We start from the raw sequence: 26,029 nt of genomic DNA on the forward strand, positions 1-26,029 counted from the left end.
AGGGATAGATATGAAGAAGAAACTTAGCAACGAAGAACTGATCACATTTTGTGGTCAGATGGCGCTGATCTTGAAATCTGGGATTTCATCGCTTGAGGGGATTTACATTATGGAAGATGGAGATGTCCAGACAGAAGGCGGGGAGATATTAAAAGAGATCCGCGAAGAACTTGAAATGTGTGGAATGCTTTATCCTGCAATGAAGAAAACAGGGGTTTTCCCAGAATATGCACTTCATATGACGGAGATCGGAGAACAGACAGGAAGACTGGATGAGACGATGGAAGCATTGGCGGCATATTACCAGAGGGAAGAAGAAATATTAGATGAGGTCAAGAGTGCAGTGACTTATCCGGTTGCGATGCTCGGGATGTTGTTAGTGATCGTTGCAGTATTATTTATAAAAGTTATGCCAGTATTTGAACAGGTATATATGCAATTAGGGCAAGAGATGACAGGAGTTGCACGTCAGTTATTGAATATTGGAGGTTGGATGAGGCAGTCAGCAATTGTTCTGGTAGTTTTGGCAGTGGTGATCTTGATCATAGTATTTTTCGTTATTTTTTATAAAAAGGCAAGAATTGAATTTATCTCGAAGATACAAACCATCGGATTTATGAAGAAAATCGCATGGAAACGTGCAAGAACAAGATTCGCAAGTGGAATGGCGATGGCTTTAAAGAGTGGACTTGACATGGATGAAAGTTTGTCACTTTCTGAGAAACTGACAGATTATGAACCATTGAAAATGAAGATTCAGCAATGTCAGGAACAGATCAAAGAAGGAGAAACATTTCCGAAAGCATTGAAAGAAGCACATATTTTTGATGGAATGCAGGAAAGATTGATGATCATTGGTTATGAAACGGGTGCCGTAGATGAGGTAATGGAACAGGCAGCAGATCTGTATCAGAAACAACTGCAGGATCAGATTCAGAAGATGATCGCTGTGTTAGAACCGACGCTGGTAGGAATCTTATGTGTGATCGTAGGGATCATTTTATTATCTGTCATGTTGCCACTAGTTGGTATTATGGCTGGAATTGGATAAGGGAGGCAGATTTTGAGAAATCGTTTTCAAAAACAAAGAAAAATTGACAATAAAATTCGAATTTTCCTGCCAGTTATGATCTGTGGCATTATGGTGGCTGTGTTATGGAATAGCAGCAGCCAGATTTTTCGGGAAACAAAGAAAAGACAGGAAGAAAGTCTGAAAGAAGCCGTGATCAAAGGGGCGGTACAATGTTACAGTGTAGAAGGGCGATATCCAGAAAGTCTTTCTTATATGGAGAAACATTATGGATTGGAGTATGACAAAGACGAGTTTGTGATCTCATATGAGATCATTGGGTCTAACCGCATGCCACAAGTTACGGTGATCCCATTGAATGAGAGGTGAGGTTTTTGGAGAGACAAAGACATATGACAGATCAGATGTTTCTTGTGATCTTATTTGCAGTGTTTGCAGTTTGTGCGTTTTCCTTGAGTATGATCGGGGCGAATATATATAGTCATACAGCTTCTGTGATGAATGAGGATTATGAGGAACGGATCGATATTTCTTATGTAACAGAAAAGATAAGACAGTGGGATGAAAAGGACAGCATCGAGATCGGCAGCTTTCATGGACGCACAGCCCTGATCCATACAGAAAAGATCAATGGGAAAAAATACAATACATATCTCTATCAAGAGAAGGGTGCGTTGAGAGAATTAATGGTAAGAGAAGGTCTGGATACAACAACGATGCAGGGAGAAAAGATCGTGGCAGCAAAAGATTTTTCTGTAATAGAAACAAAACAGCTGTATCATATAAAGATTCAGGGAAGTGATGGCAAGATATATCAGAACTGTGTATACAGACACAGCAGGAATTAGGAGGAAGTATGAGACAAAAAAGCAATGGAACACACCTGATCCTGATGGAATTAATGATGGTATTATTCTTTTTTGCAATCTGTGGATCAATCCTGCTTCAGGTATTTGTAAAAGCTCATAACATCAGTGCAAAAGCAAGAGAAATGACAGAAACAAAAAATTATGTAACACAAGCTGCAGAACTGATAGAAGCGGGTGCTTATGACATCAAAGATTTTCAAGAATATTTTACACAAATAGATGGTAAAGCCGGAGATTATCAGTGTTATTATGATCAGGATTGGAATGAGATAAAGAAAACAAAAGCCCGTTATCATATGACGATAAAGCTTGAAAGGCAGCCAGCGAAAGTTCTGGGAAAGATTACGATGTGGAGGGGAAACCAACAGATTTATCGGCTTGATATTTTAAGATACAGGCAGGAAAGGAAAGATAATGAAAGATCGTAAAATGCCATTTTTAGGGATTGGAGCAGCTTCGATCGTGCTCGTGTTAGCTATGGTCTGTTTAGCAGTTTTTGCGGCTTTGACATTTTCAAGTGCCAAGGCAGATCATACGTTAAGTAAAAAGAATTTGGAACGTACGTCGGCTTTTTATCAGGCATCCAATGCGGCGAATGAACAAGTTGGAGCGATCGATGAGAAACTATGGAAGTTGTATCGCAGATCTAAGGATAAAAAAGATTATATGAAAAGGGTTAGTCGATCGTTTACAAAAAGCAAGGGGATTTCATATAATAAAAAAGAGAAAACAATTGCATTTCAGGAAAGTATCACAGACAAACAGCAGTTATCTGTGAAATTGCAGATTTATTATCCGGAGAAAAAGAATGATCCGTGTTATGAAGTGATCAAATGGAAGAAAGAAGCTGTTGGGGCATGGAAGAAGGATGATTTCCTTCCGGTTTATCGAAATAAGTAAAAGGGGTCAGTATGAATATTGAAGAATTTTTAACATTAGCAGCAAAAGAGGAAGCCTCAGATCTGTTTATTGTAGCAGGGCTTCCATTGACGATGAAAGTAAATGGAGTGATGCGTCGTATCAATGAAGAAAAAATGATGCCGCAAGATACGGAAAAAATGATCCGGGAGATTTATGAGAAAGCGTTAGACAGAGACATAGATCAACTGTTGAAGACAGGAGATGATGATTTCTCATTTGCAATTCCTGGGTTGTCAAGATTTCGTGTCAGTGCGTATAAACAGAGAGGATCCTTAGCGGCAGTGATCCGTGTGATCGCATTCCGCCTGCCAGACTATAAGCAATTAAGAATACCAGAGCAGGTAATGAAATTAAGTGAATTAAACAAAGGACTTGTGCTTGTAACAGGACCAGCGGGAAGTGGAAAATCCACGACACTTGCATGCATGATAGAAGAAATCAATGAAACAAAAGAAGATCACATCATCACATTGGAAGATCCTTTGGAATTTTTACATCAACATAAGAAAAGTATCGTCAGTCAGAGAGAAGTAAACATGGATACTGTAAATTATGTTACTTCCTTAAGAGCCGCATTAAGACAAAGTCCGGATGTGATATTGCTTGGGGAAATGAGAGATTATGAAACGATTCAGGTAGTTATGACAGCTGCAGAAACAGGGCATCTGGTATTTTCAACACTTCATACTATCGGGGCAGCGAATACGATCGAACGTATCATAGATGTATTTCCACCAAATCAGCAACGTCAGATCATGATTCAGCTGGCTTCTGTATTACAGGCAGTGATTTCCCAGCAGCTGATACCAACGATGGATGGAACATTGATCCCTGTGTTTGAGATCATGGAAGTGACTCCGGCGATCCGCAATATGATCCGTGAAAATAAAGTGCATCAAATAGATGGTTTGATCTATTCCTCTACAGGGAGCGGAATGATATCTATGGACCAGTCATTGATCAATCTATATAAAGAAGGACAGATCAGCAAAGAAACTGCGATTTTATATGCATCCAATCCAGAAATGATAATAAAAAGGATCCGCTAAGGAATATGGTCAGAAACAGGCTGAAATCCATCGGAATTTATTGACAAAAAAGTGCGAATATTGTACGATAAAAATATATTATAGGGTGAGTGTCTCTCACATGGGGATTGAGAGATAAAAGCAAAGAGTATAGATATTAATATTAAGAAGGGGCGAGAGTTATGAAGAAGAAAGTCATGGTCGGATTGGTGTCCGTAGTAGTAGCTGTTGCATTGGTTTTTGGTGGAGTCACATTTTACAATAACTGTTAGCAGGAGAAGTTTGAGAAGCAGATGGCTTCCTATGAAAGCGTTGATACTATGCAGCATCCAAGCGAAGCAACAACATCAATTGATGGGATTCAAGTACCGCTTGGCAAGAAACCGAAGGTAACGACGAAGAAAACAACAAAGAGAAGAACAACAACATCTCAGAATCATTCCAGACGTAAGGTTGTGAATACAAAAGTTGTCAAAACACAGAAGGATTATGACAAGAAGGGTTCTAAGAAGAGAACGATCAAGACAGTCGTTCAGACAACGATCAAGACAACAACGGTTGAATTGAGTCAGATGTCTGGTGTTTCTGGAACAACATTAAGAACACTTGGTTCTCAGGCAGATGGTAAGATCTTGAATGCATTTGAAGATCTGAAGTTTAAGATGGTGATTGATAAAAATGCGGAAGCGACAGGTGTATTTAGCGTTAAGAGCCATAAGATCGCACTTCAGAGTGCGAGATCTTCTGTATTGCTTCACGAATTAGGACATTTTGCTAATTTCCTTGCAGGAGATAAAGTTGGAACGAGTGAATGGAAGTCAATTTACAATGCTGAGAAGAATAAATATGATGGATATAACAAAGCATATGCGATCAAATCAGCATCTGAGTATTTTGCAGAATCTTACAAGGATTATAAGGAGCATCCATCCGCATTAAGATCAAAGAGACCAAGAACTTACCAGTTTGTTAAGAGTACGATTGATGGAATTACAGACAGCGATGTACAGAACATCAAAGATACCTATGGAGAATACTGGGGATTATAGGACGATACCTGAAGGAGTACTTTCTCAGAAAGTACTCTTTTTTTTGCCAATTGCCTGTGTTGCTCTGTAGAATGTGAAAGAATGTATAAACAAGGGATATTTTAAAAAATTAAAGGAGAAATAAGATGTTAAAGATCAAGGAATACGTCAAAGCAGAAAGTCTTGAGCAAGCTTATGAGCTGAATCAGAAGAAGACCAACTGCGTGATCGGTGGCATGTTGTGGCTTAAGATGGTCACAAGAAATGTACAAAAAGCAATTGATCTGTCGGGTCTTGGACTTGATCAGATCGAAGAAAATGATGAGGAATTTTCAATCGGAGCAATGGTAACACTAAGACAGATCGAACTTCATGAAGGATTAAATACATGGAGTCAGGGAGCGGTAAAAGAAAGTGTGACACACATTGTCGGAGTGCAGTTCCGTAATCTTGCGACAGTAGGTGGAAGTATTTTTGGAAAGTTCGGTTTTTCTGATGTATTAAGCTGTTTTCTGGCGTTTGACAGTTATGTGGAGTTACATCATGAAGGAATCATTCCATTAGATCAATTTGCAGCAAATAAATATCCAAATGATATTTTAGTGCGTCTGATCATTAAGAAGCATCCGCAGGAAAGTGTTTATCTTTCTCATAGAAATACAAAGACAGATTTTCCAGTTTTGACCTGCGCTGTTTCATTAGGTGAGAAAGAGGCATATGCGGTTGTCGGTGCAAGACCATCCAGAGCTTGCAGAGTCAGATTATCAGATCAGTGGATGGAACAGATCAAAGATGATGAAGGAAGAAAAAAACTCGCAGATGAAGTGACAGGTCAGATGAATTTTGGAAGCAACATGAGAGGAAGTGCTGCTTACCGTGAACAGTTATCAAAAGTCTTATTAAGAAGAGGCTTTGAACAGTTAGAAGAAAGGAGAGAAAAATAAACATGGAGATTACATTTACATTAAATGGAAAGAAAGTAACCCCACAGATTGATGCAGACACTCTCCTGATCGATCTCGTCAGAGATCTTGGTTGTTACAGTGTGAAACGTGGATGCGAGACATCAAATTGCGGATTATGTACGGTATTTATGGATGACCAGCCAATCTTATCATGTTCCATTCTTGCAGCAAGAGTTGATGGACACAAGATCGATACATTAGAAGGATTGCAGGAAGAAGCAGCTGAGTTTGGAGCTTTTATTGCGAACCAAGGGGCTGAACAGTGCGGATTTTGTAACCCAGGAATGATCATGAATGCGATTGCATTATTTAGAGAGATTCCAGATCCGAGTGAAGAAGAGATCAAAGAATACCTTGCGGGGAATCTTTGCAGATGTTCTGGATATGAAGGACAGCTTCGAGGAATCTTAGACTTTTTGGAATATAAGAAAAATAAAGATGGAGGTGCCGAATGAAAGTAGTTAACCAGCCGATCATGAAAAAAGACGCTATGGCACTTGTGACAGGGAAACCTGTATTTACAAACGATAAGGCACCAAAAGAATGTCTGATCGTGAAATTACTTCGAAGTCCATATGCGAACGCAATGATCAAATCGATCAACACTCAGTTTGCTATGAAAGTGCCAGGGATTGAGGCGATTTATACATGGGAAGATGTGCCACAGGAACGTTTTACGATGGCAGGACAGACATATCCGGAATTAAGCCCATATGACAGACAGATTCTGGATCAGCATGTCCGTTATGTTGGAGATCCCGTTGCAATCGTTGCTGGGGAGAATGAAAAGTGCGTTGATCAGGCGATCAAGATGTTACGTGTGGAATACGAAGTATTGCCAGCAAACTTAGATCCACGTAAGGCAATGGATAAAGATACACCGCTAGTGCATCCAGAAGATAACTGGAAAGCATTATGTAATATTGGTGCAGATAATAAGAAAAACCTGTGTGCAACAGAAGAAACACACGAAGGAGATGTCGATGCGGTATTAGCAGATTGCGACGTGGTTGTAGAACATACATATCATACAAAAGCAAATCAGCAGGCAATGATGGAGACATTCAGAACTTATTGTTTTATTGACGAATATGGAAGATTGAACGTTGTTAGTTCCACACAGATCGTATTCCATGTACGAAGGATCTTATCCAATGCATTATGCATTCCAAAATCAAAGATTCGTGTATCAAAACCAAGAATTGGTGGAGGATTTGGAGCAAAACAGAGTTCTATCTCCGAAGTATATCCAGCATTTGTCACATGGATGACAAAGAAACCATCCAAGATTATTTTTTCAAGAGAAGAGTCTCAGATCGCATCTTCACCAAGACATGAGATGCAGGTAACAGTTCGTGTCGGAGCAAACAAGAATGGAAAGATCCGTGCGATCGATGTTTATACATTATCCAATACAGGAGCCTATGGAGAACATGGTCCAACAACGGTAGGGTTATCTGGGCATAAATCAATTCCGTTATATCGAGATCTGGAAGCACATCGTTTTGCATATGATGTTGTGTATACAAATCGTATGTCAGCTGGGGCTTATCGTGGATATGGTGCGACACAGGGTGTGTTTGCGCTGGAATCAGCAGTCAGTGAACTTGCAGCTAAGATAGGAATGGATCCAACGAAGATCCGTGAGATGAACATGGTCCGTGAAGGCGATGTGATGCCAGCATATTATGGAGAAACAGCAAACAGCTGTGCTTTGGATCGATGCCTTGCCCGTGCAAAAGAGATGATCAAATGGGATGAAAAATATCCATGCAAAGATATGGGAAATGGAAAAGTTCGAAGTGTCGGACTGTCAATGGCGATGCAGGGTTCCGGTATTTCTGGCGTTGACGTTGGTTCTGCAACGATCAAATTAAATGACGATGGATTGTATACACTTTCTATTGCAGCAGCGGATATGGGAACTGGATGTGATACGATCTTGGCCCAGATGGCGGCAGAATGTCTGGAATGTTCTATTGATGATATCATGGTCAGCGGAGCAGATACAGATACATCACCATACGATTCTGGATCTTACGCATCAAGTTCTACCTACGTCACAGGAAAAGCAGTGGAACGTGCCTGCGAAAAATTAAAGGGACATATTTTCAATAAAGCAGCTGAGATGATGGAAGTTGCAGATACAGATACTCTGGAATTTGACGGAAAGAAAGTCAGAGATGCAGAGAGCGGCAAAGAAGTTTCATTAGTGGACATCGCAACAGCATCTATGTGCAACAATAATGAAACTTTCCAGGTGACAGAGACAAACAGTTCTCCAGTATCCCCACCACCATTTATGGTAGGAATGGTTGAGATTGAGCTTGATAAAGAGACAGGACATATTGAAATCTTAGATTATGTTGCGGTTGTAGATTGTGGAACACCAGTCAATCCAAATCTTGCAAGAGTTCAGGTAGAAGGCGGACTCGGTCAGGGAATCGGAATGGCATTGTATGAGGGAGTTGATTACACACCAAATGGATATGTAAAACAAAATTCTTTCATGCAGTATAAAGTTCCAGCAAGAGTCGATGTTGGAAAGCTTCGTGTAGAATTTGAGAGCAGTTATGAGCCAACAGGACCATTTGGAGCAAAATCCATTGGAGAGATCGTTATCAACACACCATCTCCAGCATTAGCCCATGCCGTATTTAATGCAACCGGATTATGGATCAGAGAATTGCCGATCACCAGTGAAAAGATCGTTATGGGATTATTGGAGAAAGAATAATATAACATGGATAAAATAAAAGCAGCGGTCATTTATCTTGCATCAGGAAACAGCAAACGTTTCGGTCAGGAGAATAAATTATTGCAAATGATCGGAACCAAGCCAATGTATCGTTATGGATTGGACCGATTGATCGATCTATGCAAAGATCATGAAGGGTTTGAGATCATTGTTGTCACACAGTATCAGGAAATTATGAAGCAAACGCAATACGACCCAATAACAACAGTGTTTTGTCCAGAAAGTAAATATGGGATTTCATGGTCGATCAAAGCAGGGATCAAAGCAGCGAAAGATGCAGAATTCTATACATTTTTCGTAGCAGACCAGCCCAATATGAAAAGAGAGACAATCGAAAGATTTCTCTCTTTTATGGCAGATGAATCTTGTGAACTTGGCTGTGTCAGAACAGAAGAAAACCTTGGAAATCCCGTATGGTTCTCAAAGAAATATAAACGAGAATTGTTATCGCTTACAAAAGATCAAGGTGGCAAGAAAATCCTCAAAAAACACATAGAAAATGCCAGATTTTTCAAGGTATTGGAAGAAACTGAACTTTGCGATATAGATTATCCAAAAGAAATGCAAGCAATGCTTGCAAAGCGAGGAAAAAGTAGTTAAAATATTATTTAAAATACAAAAGAGCGTGGAGGCCAAGTGATGGAATTATTAAAAGAGAGAATTCGAAAAGATGGAGTCGTGAAAGAAGGAAATGTCCTCAAAGTAGACCGCTTTTTGAATCATCAGATGGATGTAAAATTATTCCGTGAGATCGGTAAAGAATTTAAGAAACGTTTTGAAGGCGAAGATATCAATAAGATCCTTACGATCGAGGCATCAGGAATCGGAATCGCCTGTGTTGTGGCAGAGATTTTTGATGTACCAGTCGTATTTGCAAAGAAAACACAGACAAAGAACATCGCGGGAGATGTATATACAACAAAGGTAGAATCATTCACACATGGAAGAGTCTACGACATCATTGTATCCAAAGAATTCTTAGGAGAAGGAGATCATGTATTGCTGATCGACGATTTCCTTGCTAACGGTAAAGCCTTAGAAGGATTAGCGAAATTAGTCAAAGATTCCGGAGCAGAACTGGTCGGAGCAGGAGTTGTGATCGAGAAAGGATTCCAGCCAGGAGGAGATTTCTTAAGAAAACAGACACACTTAGAATCCCTTGCGATCGTAGACGCTATGGACGAGAAAACAGGAGAAATCACATTCCGTGAATAATGTCTTTGACATTTTTGTAGGTAGTCTTGCATGTATGTGACAGAAATAAAAGAAAAACAAATATTTAAAAGCATCAAGGTGGCAACTCCGCATTTTTGCCACCTTGATGCTTTTAAATATTTGTTTTTCTTTTATTTCTGTCACATACACATGAAGTCTATTCAAACCACTACACAGTGTGTATGTTTTACTGTATTAGCATTAATAATATCTGTCCACCTCTATAAAAATTAAAAAACGATAACGTTTAACATACACCCATCAGCTTGAATTTTATTAATTTTATACAAGAATGTCTTCAGGTATTCATAAAAAGATAAAGAAAGATAGCGGTACGAAATGGTAGAATTCCATAGGATTTTTTGCAAAATCGCAGCCAACACGGGCACTGTTTGAACGTAGTGAGTTGTGCAGGAGTGTTGGCGGATCAGCGTTTTGCAAAAAATCCGTTAATGGAATTCGTTTTTCGTACCGCTATCTTTCTTTATCTTTTTATGAATACTCAATATATTCCCATCATACAATTAAAAAATTTTACAAAAACTTATCATTCCCATGTACCTTTCCTTAATCTCCCAAGTGTATAGTTAAACTCAACAGAGAATGATTGACTATATCAAAGGAGGATCTTATTGTGAGAACAATTCGCAGAAACATAGCAAGAAATGCAAAAAAATATGCAGCAAAAGCAACTGTATCAGCCATGATGTTAGCAGGCGGAGTTATGATGGCATCTCCAATCCTTTCATCAACAGTCAGCGCAGCGACAGAACATTGGAATGATGCATCTGCTTCTAAAACAGAAAGCTGGTCCACATGGAAAGCAAACTGGGATAAATACAGCACAAACTATGAAAATGTATCCCTAACACCAGGAGCGACAGAATCACAGCTTAATTTTGCATACTACAGCAAGACAAAAGAAACACCAAAAGTTAAGATCGCAACAAAAGCAGATATGTCTGATGCAAAAGAAGTCGAAGGAAAACAGACACAGGCAGTAGCGATCGAAGGTGTTCAGTACTATTCTAACAAAGCATCTGTAAATGACCTGAAAGAAAATACAACTTACTACTATCAGGTATTCCAGAACGGAAAATATCAGGATGTACAGAAATATTCTACAAAATCATTTAAAAACTATTCTTTCTTATATGTAGGAGATCCTCAGATCGGAGCATCTTCAGGACAGACAAGTACTGAAGGAGATGCGATGAAAGATAATAACTATGCAGCAAGAAATGATAGTTATAACTGGAACAACGTATTAAATAACGCGGTAAAACAGAATCCAAATCTAAGTTTTGTTGCATCCGCAGGAGATCAGGTAAATAACAATAACAATGAAAAACAGTATGCAGGTTACCTTGGAGCAGATGCTTTAAGATCTCTTCCAGTAGCAACAACGATCGGAAACCACGATTCTGGATCAGCACAGTATGAGATGCATTACAACAATCCAAATGCATTTGATACAGGTGGATATAGAAACACAGCAAAGTATACAGAAGGAAAGACAGCAGCAGGAACAGACTATTATTACACATATGGAAATACATTGTTTATCGTATTAGACACAAACAATTACAACTGTGCAACTCACGAAAATGTTATGCGTAAAGCGATCAAAGAAAATCCAAATGTAAAATGGAAAGTTGTAATGTTCCACCAGGACATTTATGGATCAGGATATGATCATTCAGATTCTGACGGAATGGTTTTAAGAACACAGTTAACACCATTAATGGATAAATATGATATTGATGTTGTACTTCAGGGACATGACCATACATACTCCAGAACATATCAGTTACAGAGTGATGGACAGGCACATGATAAATTCACAAAAACAGAAAATACAGCAAATTACGCAAAAGAAAACAACTGCTACGAAATCGTTGATACAACAAAAGGTGGAACGGTTGTAAATCCAAAAGGAACTGTATATTTAGAAGCAAACTCAGCAACAGGATCTAAATTCTACAATCTGATCACGGCAAAACAGGATTTCATTTCTGAGAGAAGCCAGACATGGACACCAAGTTATTCTGTAGTCAATGTAACAGATGACTCTTTTGAAGTTACAACATACGATGCGGACACAGGAAAAGTATTAGACGGATCATCTTCATATAAGATCGTGAAGAAAGCAGAAGATACCAAAAAAGATGATGCGAACTCAAATACAACAAAGAAAGATGATACAACAGCAGTACAGGCAAAAAACCAGACGATTACAGCAACAGCATCTTATAAGAAGAGTGAAACATCCAAAGCATTCAAATTAAATGCAAAAACAAATGGAAATGGAAAACTCACTTACACAACATCAAACAAAGCAGTTGCAACAGTTGATGCCGCAGGAAAAGTAACAGTCAAAGGACCAGGAGTTGCCAAGATCACAGTCAAAGCAGCAGCAACTACGGACTACAAAGCAACTTCCAAAACAGTTACAGTGACTGTAGCACCAAAGAAACAGGGTATCTCTTTAGTAAATAAGATCAAAAAACAGCTAACGATCAAATGGAAAAAGAATACGAAAGCATCAGGATATCAAGTTGTATATTCTACAAACAAGAAATTTACAGGTAAAAAGACAGTAAGAAAAGCGAAAACAACAACATCTTACAAGATCAAAGGTCTGAAAAAAGGGAAAAAATATTACGTCAAAGTCCGTTCTTACAAAACAGTAAATGGAAAACGTATTTATGGAGCCTACAGCACAGCCAAAAAAGCAACAATCAAATAGAGATGATAAAGAATTAGTGTCGTAATTTAATTTATCAGACAGAGCAAAAGCCTGCGCCCGGAATGATAGATCCGGACACAGGCATTCTCTGATTTTTCTTTATAAATAAAAGGCTACGATTTATAGAAAGAAGACAACTTATGGAAAAAGCAGTATCATGGAAAAAAATCTTGATTCTCGCAATAGCAGTGTGTTTATTTGCAGGGATCATAGTCAAATGCAATCAGTTTCAGAAAACGCCATTGGCATCTTATAAAGGACAAAAATATGAAAAAGCAGTTGTAACAAAGATCATAAAAGATAATCTTGCAGAAGACGGAAGTCGTTATGGAACGCAGAAAGTTCTGGTCAAAATAACAACGGGAACCTACAAAGGAAAAGAAAAACAGGCGATCAATCCGAGCGGAACTTTATTTGGAGCGGACTGTAAAGTAGGAGCAAGGATCATCGTGATCGTAAATAAAAGTGGAACAAATGCAGGATTTACCGTATATAGTCAGGACCGTACCATGGCAATCTATGGATTTGCGTTGATCTTTGCGGCAGTGGTATGTGCGATCGGCGGGAAGAAAGGCGTTTATGCTATTTTGAGCCTTGTATTTGCGTTTGCATGTATTATCGGTATTATGTTCCCAATGATGTATCGGGGAATTTCACCGATCGTGTTGACGATCATTGTGGCAGTGTTGACAACGATCGTAACATTAGGACTTCTTGGTGGATATTCGGGCAAAACAGTGTCCGCGATCCTTGGAACAGCGATCGGAGTCGTGATCGCAGCAGTGGCAGCGATGGCATTTGGAAAAGCAGCAGGGATCACGGGGTATAATGTATCGGATATCGAAGCATTGAACTATGTCGGACAAAATACAAAGATAAAGATCGGAGAATTGCTTTTTGCCGGAATCATCATTTCAGCATTAGGAGCCGTCATGGACGTTGGTATGTCCATTGCATCTACGATTCAGGAAATTTATGAAACAGACAAAACACTGTCCATGAAACGACTTTTTGTATCAGGAATCAATGTTGGAAGAGATATGATGGGAACGATGACGAATACACTGATCTTTGCTTATGTGGGAGGTGCAATGACAACATTAGTGATCAATTACGCATATGATCTAAGCTACAGACAGTTAGCGAACTCTTATGTGATCGGAATTGAGATCATGCAAGGACTATCTGGAAGTCTTGGTGTTGTATTAACAGTACCGATCACAGCATTGATCGCATCATTTCTTGCAGTGCGCAAAAAATAAATTTTATAATTCATAAAATAAATCATAAATACGGTCTATGGATTTTATAAAAAACATCTATAAATCTATTGACACAGAAAAAAATTTCATGTATCGTAAAAACATCAAAACAAGGAGAAACTAAGATGACAACAAGTAAGATGAATAATTGCACATTTTATTACTTTAGCTTTCAGGGTTATTATTTTTATCCTGACTATTTTTGTTGCAATGAATCATCGCCAAAACTTATGTCACTTTAAACCGACAGAGTAAAACATTTAAGGCATGCATTCTTGCAACAGAGTGCATGCCTTTTCTTTTTACTCAAAGAAACAAAGGCCGCACCAGAGAAGCAAGATAGAAACGACTTGCCAGGAAAGGACGAACATCATGATTATTATTTTAAAGAAACAGGCAGAAGAAGCAAAGATCAACGCATTAAAGAAAGAGATGGAAGAGCAGGGACTGGGAATCCACGAATCCGAAGGTGTTAACACAAGGATCCTTGGATTAGTGGGAGATACATCTGTTGTAGATATGCGTCATATCATGGCAAACAGCATCGTTGAAAATGTACAGCGTATTCAGGAGCCATACAAGAAGGCCAACAGAAAATTTCATCCAAACGATACAGTTGTTGATGTAAACGGAGTAAAGATCGGTGGTGGAAACTTCCAGGTGATCGCAGGACCATGTTCTATTGAGACAAAAGAACAGATCACAGAAGTCGCAAACGATGTGAAGAATTCTGGTGCAGGATTATTAAGAGGAGGAGCTTTCAAGCCAAGAACTTCCCCATACTCTTTCCAGGGACTTCATGGAGAAGGATTAGAATTATTATTAGAAGCTAAGAAAGCAACAGGACTTCCAGTTGTTACGGAGATCATGGATGCAAGTCATCTTCCATTATTCGAAGATGTGGACCTGATTCAGGTTGGAGCAAGAAATATGCAGAACTTTGAATTATTAAAAGAATTAGGAAAGATCAACAAACCAATCTTATTAAAACGAGGACTTGCAGCAACGATCGAAGAATGGTTAATGAGTGCAGAATACATTATGGCAGGTGGAAATGAAAATGTAATCCTTTGTGAGAGAGGAATCCGAACATACGAAACAGCCATGAGAAATACATTAGATCTTTCTGCAATCCCTATGATCAAGAAGAAATCCCATCTTCCAGTCATGGTAGATCCATCTCACGCAACAGGAATCAGAGATATGGTAGAGCCAATGGCATTAGCAGCGATCGCAGCTGGGGCCGATGGATTAATGGTAGAAGTTCATAATGATCCAGCCAAAGCATTATGTGATGGACCACAGTCACTGACACCAGAACAGTTTGATACATTGATGAAGAAGGTAAATAAGACAAGAGAATTCTTTCAGGCATTATAACTAGAAAAAATCTTGCTGAGAATTGTAAATTGGGATATACTATAACTAAAGAAAGAAAAAGACAACCCGGGAATCCATTGATTTCCGGGTGTTTGTCAGTTTTATAGATTCTAGGGAAAAAGGAGAGATATCTTATGAAAGTAATCGTCGGACTGGGGAATCCGGGAAAGAAATATGACAACACAAGACACAATATTGGATTTGAAGCCCTTGATTATATTGCAGACAAAGAAGGCATAAGTATAAATACAGGGAAACACAAAGCATTGATCGGAACTGGTTATATGGGAGGAGAAAAAGTCCTTCTTGTGAAACCACAGACATTTATGAACTTAAGCGGGGAAAGTCTTCGCCCAATCATGGATTTCTATAAATTAGAGCCAGAAGATTTTATCATTATTCATGATGATATCGACCTTGATGTTGGAAGACTGCGTATCCGAAGAAAGGGAAGTGCAGGGGGACATAATGGACTGAAAAGTATCATCAGTCATTTAGGAAGTATGGATTTCCCAAGGGTGAAGATCGGTGTTGGAGAGAAACCAAAAGGATATGATCTGGCAGATTATGTATTAGGACATTTTACGAAAGAAGAACAGGCAATCTTTGCGGAACGTTTTGATGAAGTGTACGATGCAGTACAGCTGATCGTTATGGGCGACATCACAGAAGCGATGAACCGCCACAATAAGAAAAAGTAGGGATAGAAAGTGTTAGAACATATATTAAAAGACGATCCGGTATACAGACAATTAAAGGATGAGGTCGAAGATTACTGTGGCCCGGTTCTTGTATCAGGATGCACCGATACAGCCAAATGGCATCTGACCAGTCTGATCGGAAATCATAAGAAAAAGCAATTTAAGATCATCATCGTACCAGACGAGAACAAAGCAAGACAATGGGTTGAGGCAAGTCATTTCTTTGGAGAAAAGGTTCAGTATATTCCAGCAAAAGATCCATTATTCTATACAGCCGATGTTCATGGAAATGCAATCGCAAGAGACCGTATGCTGGCAATCAAGAAGATCGTGGATGACAAATGTGGAACCTTTGTGATGACGATCGATGCTGTGATGGATCAGGTTGTTCCATTAAGTGATATTAAGAATCATAAGATGACGTTTAAAATGGGAGAGACACTGGAAGAGGCAACGATCGCAGAAGAATTTGTTGCCAGAGGCTACGAAAAAGCACCATTTGTTGAGGCTCCAGGCGAGTTTGCTGTGCGAGGAGGAATCATTGATATTTTCCCATACACGCAGGAAAGCCCATATCGTATCGAACTATGGGGAGATGAAATTGATTCGATCCGAAGTTTTGATAAAGAAAGCCAAAGATCCATCGAAGAAGTCGATGCTCTGACCATTTATCCGGCATCAGAGATCATTTTAAATCAGCCAAGGATTGAACATGGTCTTCGAAATATGGAAGAAGATTATGAGAAGTTATCACAGAAGTTTAAAAAAGAAAAAAAATATGATCAGGAAGCCCGCCTAAGAAAAGAAATGGACCGTGTTCGTGAGGAATTAAGGGAACTTCATATGTTGATCGGAGTAGAAGGTTATCTCCCATATTTTTATGAAAATACAGAATGCATCTTAGATTATTTTCCAGAAGAAAGCATGATCTATATGGATGAACCAAAACATATCAGAGAACGTGCAGATGCATTTTATCTGGAATTCTCAGAGAGTATGAAAAGCCGTCTGGAAGGTGGGTATCTTTTGCCTAAACAGGCAAATACGGTGACAGATTATGAGAGTATTTTATATCAGATCGAGAAACATAAGATGCTATGTTATTCGATCTTATCTGCTGAGATTAATGATTTTAGAGTTGCTAGAACCTTATTTATGGATACAAAATCCATTCAGTCTTATAACAACAGTTTTGAGCAGTTAGTCAAAGATCTTACCAAATATCAGAGTAAGGACTACAGGATCGTTGTTGCTTCTCCATCTGTTACAAGAGCGAAACGTCTAAGCAGTGATCTGAGAGAAAATGGTTTGGTTGTGACATATGATAAGGACTTGAAATATGGAGTGGAAGCAGGGCAGATTGTTGTCACAGCAGGAAAGCTTCTGACAGGAATTGAATATCCGGCAGCCAAATGGGTATTGATCTCAGAAGGAGACATTTTCAAAGGAAGAGAAGAAAAAAAGCGCCGAAAGAAAGAGAAGAAAAAACAAGGAGAAAAGATCCGAAGTTTTGCAGATATCAATATCGGTGATTACGTTGTTCATGAAAAACATGGAGTCGGTATTTACCGCGGAATCGAAAAGATCACAACAGATGGGGTTGAAAAAGACTACATCAGTATTGAATATCAGGGCGGTGATAATTTATTTATTTTAGCATCAGCCCTAGACCAGATTGCAAAATACGCAAGTGCAAATGCAAGAAAGCCGAAACTTCATAAATTAGGTGGAAATGAATGGAAGAAGACGAAAACACGTGTCAAAGGTCAAGTCAAAGATATTGCGGAAGAACTCGTGCAGTTATATGCACTAAGACAGGCAAAAGAAGGATATGTTTATGATAAGGACTCTGTATGGCAGAAAGAGTTTGAAGAATTATTTCCATACGATGAAACGCAGGATCAGTTAAATGCGATCGATGATACGAAAAGGGATATGGAAAGCAAGAAGATCATGGACCGACTGATCTGTGGAGATGTCGGGTATGGCAAGACAGAAGTAGCGATCCGTGCAGCATTTAAGGCAGTAGACAATGGAAAACAGGTGGCGTATCTCGTACCAACCACGATCCTTGCACAGCAGCATTACAATACATTTGCACAGAGATTTCATGATTACCCGATCACCGTACGCATGATGTCCAGATTCTGCACAGCAAAAGAGCAGAAAGAGACGATTGAAGGACTCAAAAATGGAACGGTAGATGTCGTGATCGGAACGCATCGCTTATTGTCCAAAGACATGCAGTATAAGAATCTGGGACTGCTCGTAATTGATGAAGAACAGCGTTTTGGAGTGACACATAAAGAAAAGATCAAGACAATGAAAAAAGATGTCGATGTCTTATCCTTATCTGCTACACCAATTCCAAGAACCCTGCATATGAGTCTGATCGGAATCCGTGACATGAGTGTATTAGAAGAACCACCGCATGACCGAAGAGCGATCCAGACATATGTTATGGAATATAATGAAGAACTGGTCAAAGAAGCGGTCTACCGCGAAATGACACGTGGCGGGCAGGTATATTATGTGTATAACCGCGTCAATAATATTGCAGAGGTGACAGCCGAATTACAGAGATTGCTTCCAGATGCGAAAGTTGCATTTGCACATGGACAGATGAAAGAACGCGAACTGGAAGAGATCATGATGGGATTTATGAACCATGAGATCGATGTATTGGTATCTACAACAATCATCGAGACAGGACTAGATATTCCGAATGTAAATACAATGATCATTCACGATGCCAACCAGCTTGGACTGTCCCAGTTGTATCAGTTAAGAGGACGTGTCGGAAGATCGAATCGAAATGCATTTGCATTTTTGATGTACAAAAAGAACACACTGTTAAAAGAAACCGCAGAAAAACGATTACAGGCGATCCGGGAATTTACAGATCTTGGATCCGGTTATAAGATCGCAATGCGAGATCTGGAGATCCGCGGAGCAGGAAATCTTTTGGGACAGGCACAATCCGGTCATATGGAAGCAGTTGGATACGATCTGTATTGCAAGATGCTGAATGAAGCAGTCTTGAGATTAAAAGGCGAATTAAAAGACGAGGATGAATTTGACACAACACTCGATCTCGACATCAATGCATTTATTCCATCAACGTATGTGTATAATGAATATCAAAAACTGGAATTATACAAACGTATTTCATCCATTGAATCCGAAGATGAAATGGAAGATATGACAGATGAGTTGATCGACCGTTTTGGGGAAATGCCGAAAGCAGTCCACAATCTGTTATATGTTGCATATTTGAAATCATTAGCTCACCACGCTTATATGACAGATGTGAAACAAAAAGGAGAAAAAGTCTCATTTGAAATGAAACCAGATGCAGCCGTGGATGTAGAAAAAATCCCAGCGATATTAGAAGAATACAAACGTGAATTATCCTTCCAGGCAGGCAAGAATCCGACGTTTGTACTGGATCTGTCAAAGACAAAGAAAGTGAAGCAGTTAGAAAAGATTGAACATTGTGTGAACTCGCTCAATTCATTGATAATCCGATAAGTTTGTGCTATAATATCGCCAGACATTAGCCTAATATAATCATAATATGAAGGAGAAAATGAAATGAAGAAATTAGCAAAGAAGTTGCTATGTTTAACTGCAGTTCTTGCGTTAACTCTTTCTTTATTTACAGGATGTAAAAGCAAGAATGAGAAGACATTATTTGAATATGCAGGACAAGAAGTAACATTCCAGGAAGCACATGTATATGCAAGAATCATGCAGTATCAGGCAGAAGCTCAGTACGGAGCATACTTCGGAGACAGCATGTGGTCTATGCAGGTCGGAACAGACAGCAAAGGAAAGAAGATCACAATGCAGCAGTCTGTCAAAGACAGCGTTATCAACCAGTTAAAACAGATCAAAGTTTTAGCAGCACACGCAGACGACTACAACGTGAAGTTAACAAAATCTGAGAAGAAGCAGATCAAAGAAAGCGTAACTGCCTTCGCAAAAGACTCAACAGGTAAGAAAGTCATGAAGAAGACAGAAGCAGATAAAGATATGATCCAGAAACTGTACGAAGAAAGCACGATCGCAAGTAAAGTTATGCAGGCGATCATCAAGAAAGCAAACGTTACAGTAACAGATGACGAAGCCAAAACTGTCAAAGTCTACAAACTTGTTTTCACAACAAAGACAACAGACAGCAAGACAGGAAAAGAAAAAGACATGACAGCCGCTGAGAAGAAAGATCAGCTAAAGAAAGCAAAATCCGCATTAAAGATGATCAAGAAAGGTCAGAGTATCAGCTCTGTAGCTAAGAAGTTCAGCGTAAACTCTGACAACGAAGAATCCTATACAAAAGGAAAAGCTGCATTAGGAACAAAATTCGAAACAGCAGCAGCAAAACTTAAGAAGAACCAGGTAAGCGGAGTCGTAGAATTAGACGATGCATACGTGATCATCAAGATGTTAAATCCAAACGACACAACAGCAGCTGCATCAAACAAATCCACACTGCTTCAGGAAAAACAGCAGGCAGCATACGAGAAAGTCTACAAGAAGTGGACAAAAGATGCTGACAAGAAGTGGGATGACAAGAAGTCTGTAGATCAGGATCTGTGGAAAGAAGTTAAGTTTAAATATAAAGCTACAACAGCATCTACAGCAGCAACAACAACTACTACAACAGCAGCTAAGAACACAACAACAGCTGCGAAGAATAAATAATTACAAGAAATAAAAAGACCGGAGATAACGGGAATAGTTATCTCCGGTCTTTTTGCCTTATTCCGTGATTACACAGGCACCGAGTTGTTCATATGTATGAATGCATTTTTCTGAGATTGAAGGATTCGTAATAAGATTGCGACCTTTTCCAAGTTGACAGATGTAGATAAAATCTTTCTTCATAAGTTTGGTTTCATCTGCGAGAAAATAGATTTCAGGAACCATGTGACAGAGCAGGCGTACAATTGATGCCTCAGCCATACTTCCTAAAAAGATATTTCCTTCTTCATCAACAGCATTAACTCCAATAAAAGCACAGTCAAGCTGGAATGAATTCAGATTCGATTCGGCAATCTGACCAGGTGTAGTAAGTGAATTATGACGTATTTCTCCACCCAGAGAAATTATCTTCTTAAGGTCTCGTAGAAATTAAGTTAAAAATTTTTTCAAACATCTCGCCAAATAGGTGTCTAAGAGTTCCTTTCATCTTCCGTCAACGAATACAAAACTTATTGACCAATACCGTTTAACATACACACTGTGTAGTGGTTTGAATAGTCTTCAGTTTTATGTGACAGAAATAAGATAAGAACAAATATTTATAAAAAACCGATGGCAACGATTAGCAGATTTTAAGTGCGTTTTTTACAAATTCGCAGCGCCCTGTGGTTGAATGTCTGACCGTAGCTGCGGGCATTTCGGCTCGCAGCGAGGGAGTTTTCAAAGGAACAGGCGCGGATAGGCGATTTGTAAAAAACGCTCTTAAAATATGCGTGTTGTCATCGGTTTTTTATAAATATTTGTTCTTATCTTATTTCTGTCACATATACTAAAGACTACTTTTCAAATCAAAAATTATGCCTGAGCCTTAGCCCACTCAGCAAATTTAGCACTTTCAACCTGAGCTTCATCCATACTAGAAGCTTTCACACCATAGTAGAATTTGATCTTAGGTTCTGTACCAGAAGGACGAACGCAAACCCAAGCTCCACCTTCAAGTTCATAGTAAAGAACGTCAGAAGCAGGAAGTCCTGTAGGTTCTACGTTACCACTTTCTACATCAAGAACAGTATCTTTGCTGTAATCACGGATCTTAAGAACTTTATAACCAGCGATATCTTTTAATGGGTTTTCACGTAAATTAGCAAGCATAGCTTTCATCTTATCCATACCTTCTAATCCTGGGAAGTCCATTGCTGTGATGCTGTCTACGCAGTATCCGTATTTCTCATACATGTCGATCATAACATCCCATAATGTCTTACCTTTTGTTGCATAGTAAGCAGCAGCTTCACAAAGAGCAACTGTAGCAGAAACAGCATCTTTATCTCTTGCATATGTACCGATCAGGCATCCGTAGCTTTCTTCTAATCCGAACAGATATGTACCTTTTCCAGACTGCTCAAATCCAAGGATTTCTTTACCGATCCATTTGAATCCAGTTAATACTTCGATCAGCTTCACATTGTAAGCCTTCGCGATCTCATCGACAAGGTTTGTTGTAACGATAGATTTAACAACAGCACCATCTGCTGGAAGAGATCCAGCTTTTTCTTTCTTCTGGCTTAATACATATTCGCATAATAAAGAACCAGACATATTACCTGTTAAAGGAATATATTCTCCGCTCTTAGCATCTTTTACATATACACCTAAACGGTCAGCATCAGGGTCAGTAGCAAGAACAAGATCAGCATCTTTTTCTTTGGCAAGAGCAAGACCTAATGCAAATGCTTCTTTTGCTTCTGGGTTTGGATAGCTGACTGTTGGGAAGTCACCATCTGGAAGTTCCTGTTCTGGAACAACATATACATTCTTAAATCCAAGATCGTCAAGTACGCGACGTACTGGAAGATTACCTGTTCCATGGAGAGGAGTATAAACGATCTTTAATTTGGAAGCCATCTCATCGATGGAAGCCTGGTTGATCACCTGTTTTTCAACTTCTGCGATATAAGCGTCATCAACTTCTTTACCGATCACTTCATATAAACCTGCAGTTACGGCATCTTCTTTAGACATTGTCTTGCAAGTTGAAATGTCAGTGATCGCATTAACTTTCGCTGTAACACCTGAAGCATGAGGATCTGTAAACTGAGCACCATCTTCCCAGTATACTTTGTATCCATTGTACTGAGGTGGGTTATGGCTGGCTGTTACGTTGATACCAGCGATACAGTCTAAATGTCTTACGGCAAATGATAATTCTGGTGTTGGACGTAAGGATTCGAAGATAAATGCTTTGATTCCGTTAGCAGCAAGAGTGCGGGCTGCTTCGTCAGCGAATTCAGGAGACATATGTCTTGAATCAAATGCGATAGCAACACGTTTCTTATCTGTTCCCTGTTCTAAGATATAATCAGCTAATCCTTGAGTAGCCTTTCTTACAACATAAATATTCATACGGTTGATACCAGCACCGATGATTCCACGAAGTCCAGCAGTACCAAATGCAAGATCTGCGTAAAAACGTTCTTTGATTTCATTTTCATCGTTCTCGATAGCTGTTAATTCTTTTTTTGTATCTTCATCAAAATAAGGATTAGAAAGCCATTCCTGATAAGTTTCTTTGTAGTTCATAAATTACTCCTCCTTTAAGTTATAAAAATGCCTTTTGTTTAATTATACCTTAAAACTCATGAAAAAACATTATAAATTTGTACATATTTTTCGAGGAAAATCGAGCGAGCTTCTTTATTGTGAATAAACTCCTCTAATTTCTCGATATATCGTGGAGAAATCCAATGTTTTTTGTGTGCCATATACTGATTCGAGATCTTCCAGAATTTTTCCGGAAATAAAAACAATCCATACAGGCATAAAAGGTCATCTTTTGACAAAGGCATAAAGCGGTCATAGTTTGATAAAAAGGTTTCACAAAAGGCAAAATTATAATTATTTTTCTCAAGTGCCTTCTTTAGGAAATAATAAACATCCAGAATTGGATATCCATGGTAAAAATGTTCAAAATGGATCGTAGCAGGGGCAGAGGATGTCATGATGATATTATGGTGGTTATAAGCCCCATGACACCATCCACGGCGAGAAGGTGTGGTTTCATTTAAGATTTGGATGGAACGCTCCATCTGTTCCCAGAAGGCTTTCGTCTGTTCCAAAAATAAATATTCAAAAATCCCTTTCTTTTTGCGTTTGCGTATGTAACGTGCAATGCTTTTTAATTCCAAATATTTTTGCTCATAATATGTGGAAATGGATGTATATTTTCTAAGATTTTCAGATGAAAAAGAAATAGCAAGACAATGATTATGAAAGCTTGCGAGATTTTCTGCAGAAGATCTGATATCTTTTAAAGCATGAATATCACATTCCGTACCCAAATAAGTTTTTCTAAGCGCAAATGTTTCGTAATACCGGTCAAAAGTAAGAAAATATCCGTCTTTATTTAAAATGTACTGGTCGGTTTTATAAAAATGATGGTCATGCATTGCCAAAGTCCATTCAGAAACAGCACAAAGACGTTCTTCTGATAGAGAAGTCTGGGATAAAGCATAGACATCATTTTCCCCAAAACACAAAACACAGCCTCGGCCCCGTCGAGTATGAGAGACAGAAATATCATATTGATCCAGTAGTGCCTGATATTTTTCGTTCAACATAGATCCTCCTTTATGTTCTACCTCTAATGATATGAAAATAAGACTAGGAATATGATAGAAACTTGCCATGAAAGTATAAATAGGATATACTGAACTTATCTCAGAAAGGAGTACATGAACTATGAGAAAAAGATTTTTATTAATTTCAACAATCATCGTGCTAAGCGCATTTACATTTGCAGCTTGCGGAAAGAAGAGCCCAAGCAGCCCTGAATCAACAAACAGCGAAACGACAACAGCAGAACCTACAACAGAAGAAAACACAGAAAAAGATACGACAGAAGAAGAAAAACCAGTTGCAACAGCAACATCAGAAGAAAGCACAAAAGAACAGACAAAGACAACAACAGCAACAAAGAAAGATGAACAGGCCAAACCAAAGAGTGCAACAGGTACTTATAATGGATTTGCAGACACAAGTTCTGTAGAGATTGAGATGTCTGACGGAAGTTACCAGACATTTATGGTGAATGATGAAGAACTTGTGAATAAATTAAATGATATGGACGAAGGAACTAAGATCACATTTACATATGGAGCTGTGGAAGGACAGGCGAATATGGAGATTCTTTCTATTGAATAATTTAGTTTTTTATCTATCTGAATAAAGAAATAACAGACTCAACATAAATAAAAGCCGAGGATAAAGGGATATTTATGTTGGGCCTGTTTTTTTAATAGGAGAGCGAGAATTCCCTAAATATCCACAAATTCCTAATGAAATAAAACATAATAAGAAAATAACATATTTGATAAATAACAATAAAATGGTGTTATCTTTAAAAGTAGATGAAAAAAATTATCTTCTTATTAAGCAGATACAAAGGTGTGAGAATATCAATCAATTAATGTGGATGTTATTAATAAGTGTAACTATTGCGGTCGGGATTTTTTTTGTATATATGATGTTTTATACCTATAAAAATGCAGAAGAATCACAATTCGAAATAACTAAAATTAAATATGGATCAATTCCAGAAATTATTTTTTTAATATCATTAATTCCCAACTGGTGGCTGTTTTCAGTAAATCAAAACAATACCTTTATTATGATAACAATTGTTAAGTTATGGATGATTTGGACATTTTGGATATTACCAATAATTATTATAAGTCGTTTTTTGATAAATCCTGTAGATCATTATGGATTTGGAGGGCCGTATTCAAAAAAAGTATTTCGACTATATGTGTATTAATAGCTAATATATGTTTGGGAGCATTTTCAGAAATAAACATGAATAGAAATACTATAGTTATTGGCTTAGCATTAATGATAATAATTTTTATTTTTTCGCATTGTTATTTAAAAAATAAAGTGTCCAAGATAGTAAGAGTTAGTTTTGAGATAATGGTTAGTATGTATGGTTTCTTTTTCTTATTTTTAATTTCTTATTTGAAGAGTTTTTGATTTATTATTGGGAGTACTTAGAACGTACACTTAAGATATTATAAAAAAGAAAGTTCAATGGCACAGGTTTTCTTTTTTAGTTAATGTCTAGCTAACCGTTGAACAATAACAATGAAAGAAGTATGTTATGTTGTTAATGGAGTAAGTCTTGACATAAAAAAATGAAATGATATTCTAATAATAGAAAAAGGTGCTACCGATATGACGGTCACCTGATATTTAATGAATCAAAAAATGATCGCTTAAATTGACAGGTTTAGGGCGATCATTTTTCTGTCTTGGCCCCTTTTCCAGAAGTAGTTCTTGCTGCAGTTCTCTTTTGTATTTGTAATATGATGTTTTACAGATTCGTGCCAACGTCCATGTTTCTTTGTCTGTCAACGTTCCGCCAACC

Annotated in this window: 23 protein-coding genes; 20 read left to right on the forward strand and 3 right to left on the reverse strand. The window is 38.4% G+C overall.

From position 1 onward, the window contains the following. Positions 1-10 precede the first annotated feature (10 nt). The 19 genes from QUE18_RS00930 (at position 11) to QUE18_RS01020 (ending at position 20,610) form a co-directional block, all read left to right on the forward strand. Positions 11-1,051, forward strand: a complete 1,041-nt coding sequence (locus QUE18_RS00930) for a type II secretion system F family protein (protein WP_009203754.1) — start codon at positions 11-13, stop codon at positions 1,049-1,051. Positions 1,052-1,063: 12 nt separating this feature from the next. Next, on the forward strand, positions 1,064-1,399 hold the full coding sequence (locus QUE18_RS00935) for a hypothetical protein (protein ID WP_009203755.1): 336 nt from the start codon (positions 1,064-1,066) through the stop codon (positions 1,397-1,399). 23 nt (positions 1,400-1,422) lie between these two features. Continuing rightward, a complete protein-coding gene (locus QUE18_RS00940) occupies positions 1,423-1,878 on the forward strand; it encodes a DUF4860 domain-containing protein (protein ID WP_015530629.1) in 456 nt (151 codons plus the stop codon). Positions 1,879-1,886: 8 nt separating this feature from the next. Beyond that, complete coding sequence (locus QUE18_RS00945) at positions 1,887-2,327, forward strand: hypothetical protein (protein WP_009203756.1); 441 nt, start codon at positions 1,887-1,889, stop codon at positions 2,325-2,327. Beyond that, positions 2,314-2,799, forward strand: coding sequence for a hypothetical protein (locus QUE18_RS00950; protein ID WP_009203757.1), 486 nt, complete (start codon positions 2,314-2,316; stop codon positions 2,797-2,799). Before QUE18_RS00945 ends, QUE18_RS00950 begins: the two co-directional genes overlap by 14 nt. Positions 2,800-2,810: 11 nt before the next feature. Further along, entirely contained in the window at positions 2,811-3,869 is a 1,059-nt protein-coding gene (locus QUE18_RS00955; protein WP_009203758.1) for a type IV pilus twitching motility protein PilT, read from the forward strand. Between the two features lie 161 nt (positions 3,870-4,030). After that, complete coding sequence (locus QUE18_RS00960) at positions 4,031-4,120, forward strand: YSIRK-type signal peptide-containing protein (protein WP_226796598.1); 90 nt, start codon at positions 4,031-4,033, stop codon at positions 4,118-4,120. A 21-nt stretch (positions 4,121-4,141) separates the two neighbouring features. Then, a complete protein-coding gene (locus QUE18_RS00965) occupies positions 4,142-4,897 on the forward strand; it encodes an anthrax toxin lethal factor-related metalloendopeptidase (protein WP_009203759.1) in 756 nt (251 codons plus the stop codon). Between the two features lie 125 nt (positions 4,898-5,022). After that, positions 5,023-5,820 carry an FAD binding domain-containing protein gene (locus tag QUE18_RS00970; protein ID WP_009203760.1) on the forward strand — a complete coding sequence of 266 codons (798 nt, stop codon included), beginning with the start codon at positions 5,023-5,025 and terminating at the stop codon, positions 5,818-5,820. A gap of 2 nt (positions 5,821-5,822) precedes the next feature. Then, a complete protein-coding gene (locus tag QUE18_RS00975; RefSeq protein WP_008392385.1) occupies positions 5,823-6,296 on the forward strand; it encodes a (2Fe-2S)-binding protein in 474 nt (157 codons plus the stop codon). Next, positions 6,293-8,578: a xanthine dehydrogenase family protein molybdopterin-binding subunit gene (locus tag QUE18_RS00980; RefSeq protein WP_009203761.1), complete on the forward strand. Its 2,286-nt coding sequence runs from the start codon at positions 6,293-6,295 to the stop codon at positions 8,576-8,578. The genes QUE18_RS00975 and QUE18_RS00980 overlap by 4 nt, the downstream gene beginning before the upstream one ends. Positions 8,579-8,584: 6 nt before the next feature. Next, positions 8,585-9,199, forward strand: a complete 615-nt coding sequence (locus QUE18_RS00985) for a nucleotidyltransferase family protein (RefSeq protein ID WP_009203762.1) — start codon at positions 8,585-8,587, stop codon at positions 9,197-9,199. Between the two features lie 39 nt (positions 9,200-9,238). Then, positions 9,239-9,814: a xanthine phosphoribosyltransferase gene (locus tag QUE18_RS00990; RefSeq protein WP_009203763.1), complete on the forward strand. Its 576-nt coding sequence runs from the start codon at positions 9,239-9,241 to the stop codon at positions 9,812-9,814. Positions 9,815-10,448: 634 nt separating this feature from the next. Beyond that, positions 10,449-12,563, forward strand: coding sequence for a metallophosphoesterase (locus QUE18_RS00995; RefSeq protein ID WP_242852727.1), 2,115 nt, complete (start codon positions 10,449-10,451; stop codon positions 12,561-12,563). Positions 12,564-12,703: 140 nt separating this feature from the next. After that, positions 12,704-13,825, forward strand: a complete 1,122-nt coding sequence (locus tag QUE18_RS01000; RefSeq protein WP_009203765.1) for a YibE/F family protein — start codon at positions 12,704-12,706, stop codon at positions 13,823-13,825. Positions 13,826-14,197: 372 nt separating this feature from the next. Beyond that, positions 14,198-15,205: a 3-deoxy-7-phosphoheptulonate synthase gene (aroF, locus tag QUE18_RS01005; RefSeq protein WP_008392391.1), complete on the forward strand. Its 1,008-nt coding sequence runs from the start codon at positions 14,198-14,200 to the stop codon at positions 15,203-15,205. A gap of 134 nt (positions 15,206-15,339) precedes the next feature. Next, positions 15,340-15,906: an aminoacyl-tRNA hydrolase gene (gene pth / locus QUE18_RS01010; RefSeq protein WP_008392392.1), complete on the forward strand. Its 567-nt coding sequence runs from the start codon at positions 15,340-15,342 to the stop codon at positions 15,904-15,906. Between the two features lie 9 nt (positions 15,907-15,915). After that, on the forward strand, positions 15,916-19,437 hold the full coding sequence (mfd, locus tag QUE18_RS01015) for a transcription-repair coupling factor (RefSeq protein ID WP_009203766.1): 3,522 nt from the start codon (positions 15,916-15,918) through the stop codon (positions 19,435-19,437). Between the two features lie 63 nt (positions 19,438-19,500). Continuing rightward, the gene (locus tag QUE18_RS01020; RefSeq protein ID WP_008392394.1) at positions 19,501-20,610 is read left to right on the forward strand and encodes a peptidylprolyl isomerase; all 1,110 of its coding nucleotides are present in this window, start codon (positions 19,501-19,503) and stop codon (positions 20,608-20,610) included. Between the two features lie 57 nt (positions 20,611-20,667). On the opposite strand, the gene QUE18_RS13885 is transcribed toward QUE18_RS01020, so the two are convergent. The 3 genes from QUE18_RS13885 to QUE18_RS01030 all read right to left on the reverse strand — a co-directional run bounded on the left by QUE18_RS13885 (position 20,668) and on the right by QUE18_RS01030 (position 24,383). Beyond that, complete coding sequence (locus tag QUE18_RS13885; RefSeq protein WP_081018805.1) at positions 20,668-21,018, reverse strand: DeoR/GlpR family DNA-binding transcription regulator; 351 nt, start codon at positions 21,016-21,018, stop codon at positions 20,668-20,670. Between the two features lie 447 nt (positions 21,019-21,465). Then, positions 21,466-23,190: a phospho-sugar mutase gene (locus QUE18_RS01025; RefSeq protein WP_009203768.1), complete on the reverse strand. Its 1,725-nt coding sequence runs from the start codon at positions 23,188-23,190 to the stop codon at positions 21,466-21,468. A gap of 56 nt (positions 23,191-23,246) precedes the next feature. Further along, positions 23,247-24,383, reverse strand: a complete 1,137-nt coding sequence (locus tag QUE18_RS01030) for a phosphotransferase (RefSeq protein ID WP_009203769.1) — start codon at positions 24,381-24,383, stop codon at positions 23,247-23,249. Here QUE18_RS01030 and QUE18_RS01035 point away from each other — a divergent pair. Further along, positions 24,349-24,810: a nucleolar protein 3 gene (locus QUE18_RS01035; protein ID WP_179976380.1), complete on the forward strand. Its 462-nt coding sequence runs from the start codon at positions 24,349-24,351 to the stop codon at positions 24,808-24,810. The genes QUE18_RS01030 and QUE18_RS01035 overlap by 35 nt on opposite strands. Positions 24,811-26,029: the final 1,219 nt, after the last annotated feature.

Source organism: Anaerostipes hadrus ATCC 29173 = JCM 17467 (genome assembly GCF_030296915.1).
GTDB classification, from domain to species: Bacteria; Bacillota; Clostridia; order Lachnospirales; family Lachnospiraceae; genus Anaerostipes; species Anaerostipes hadrus.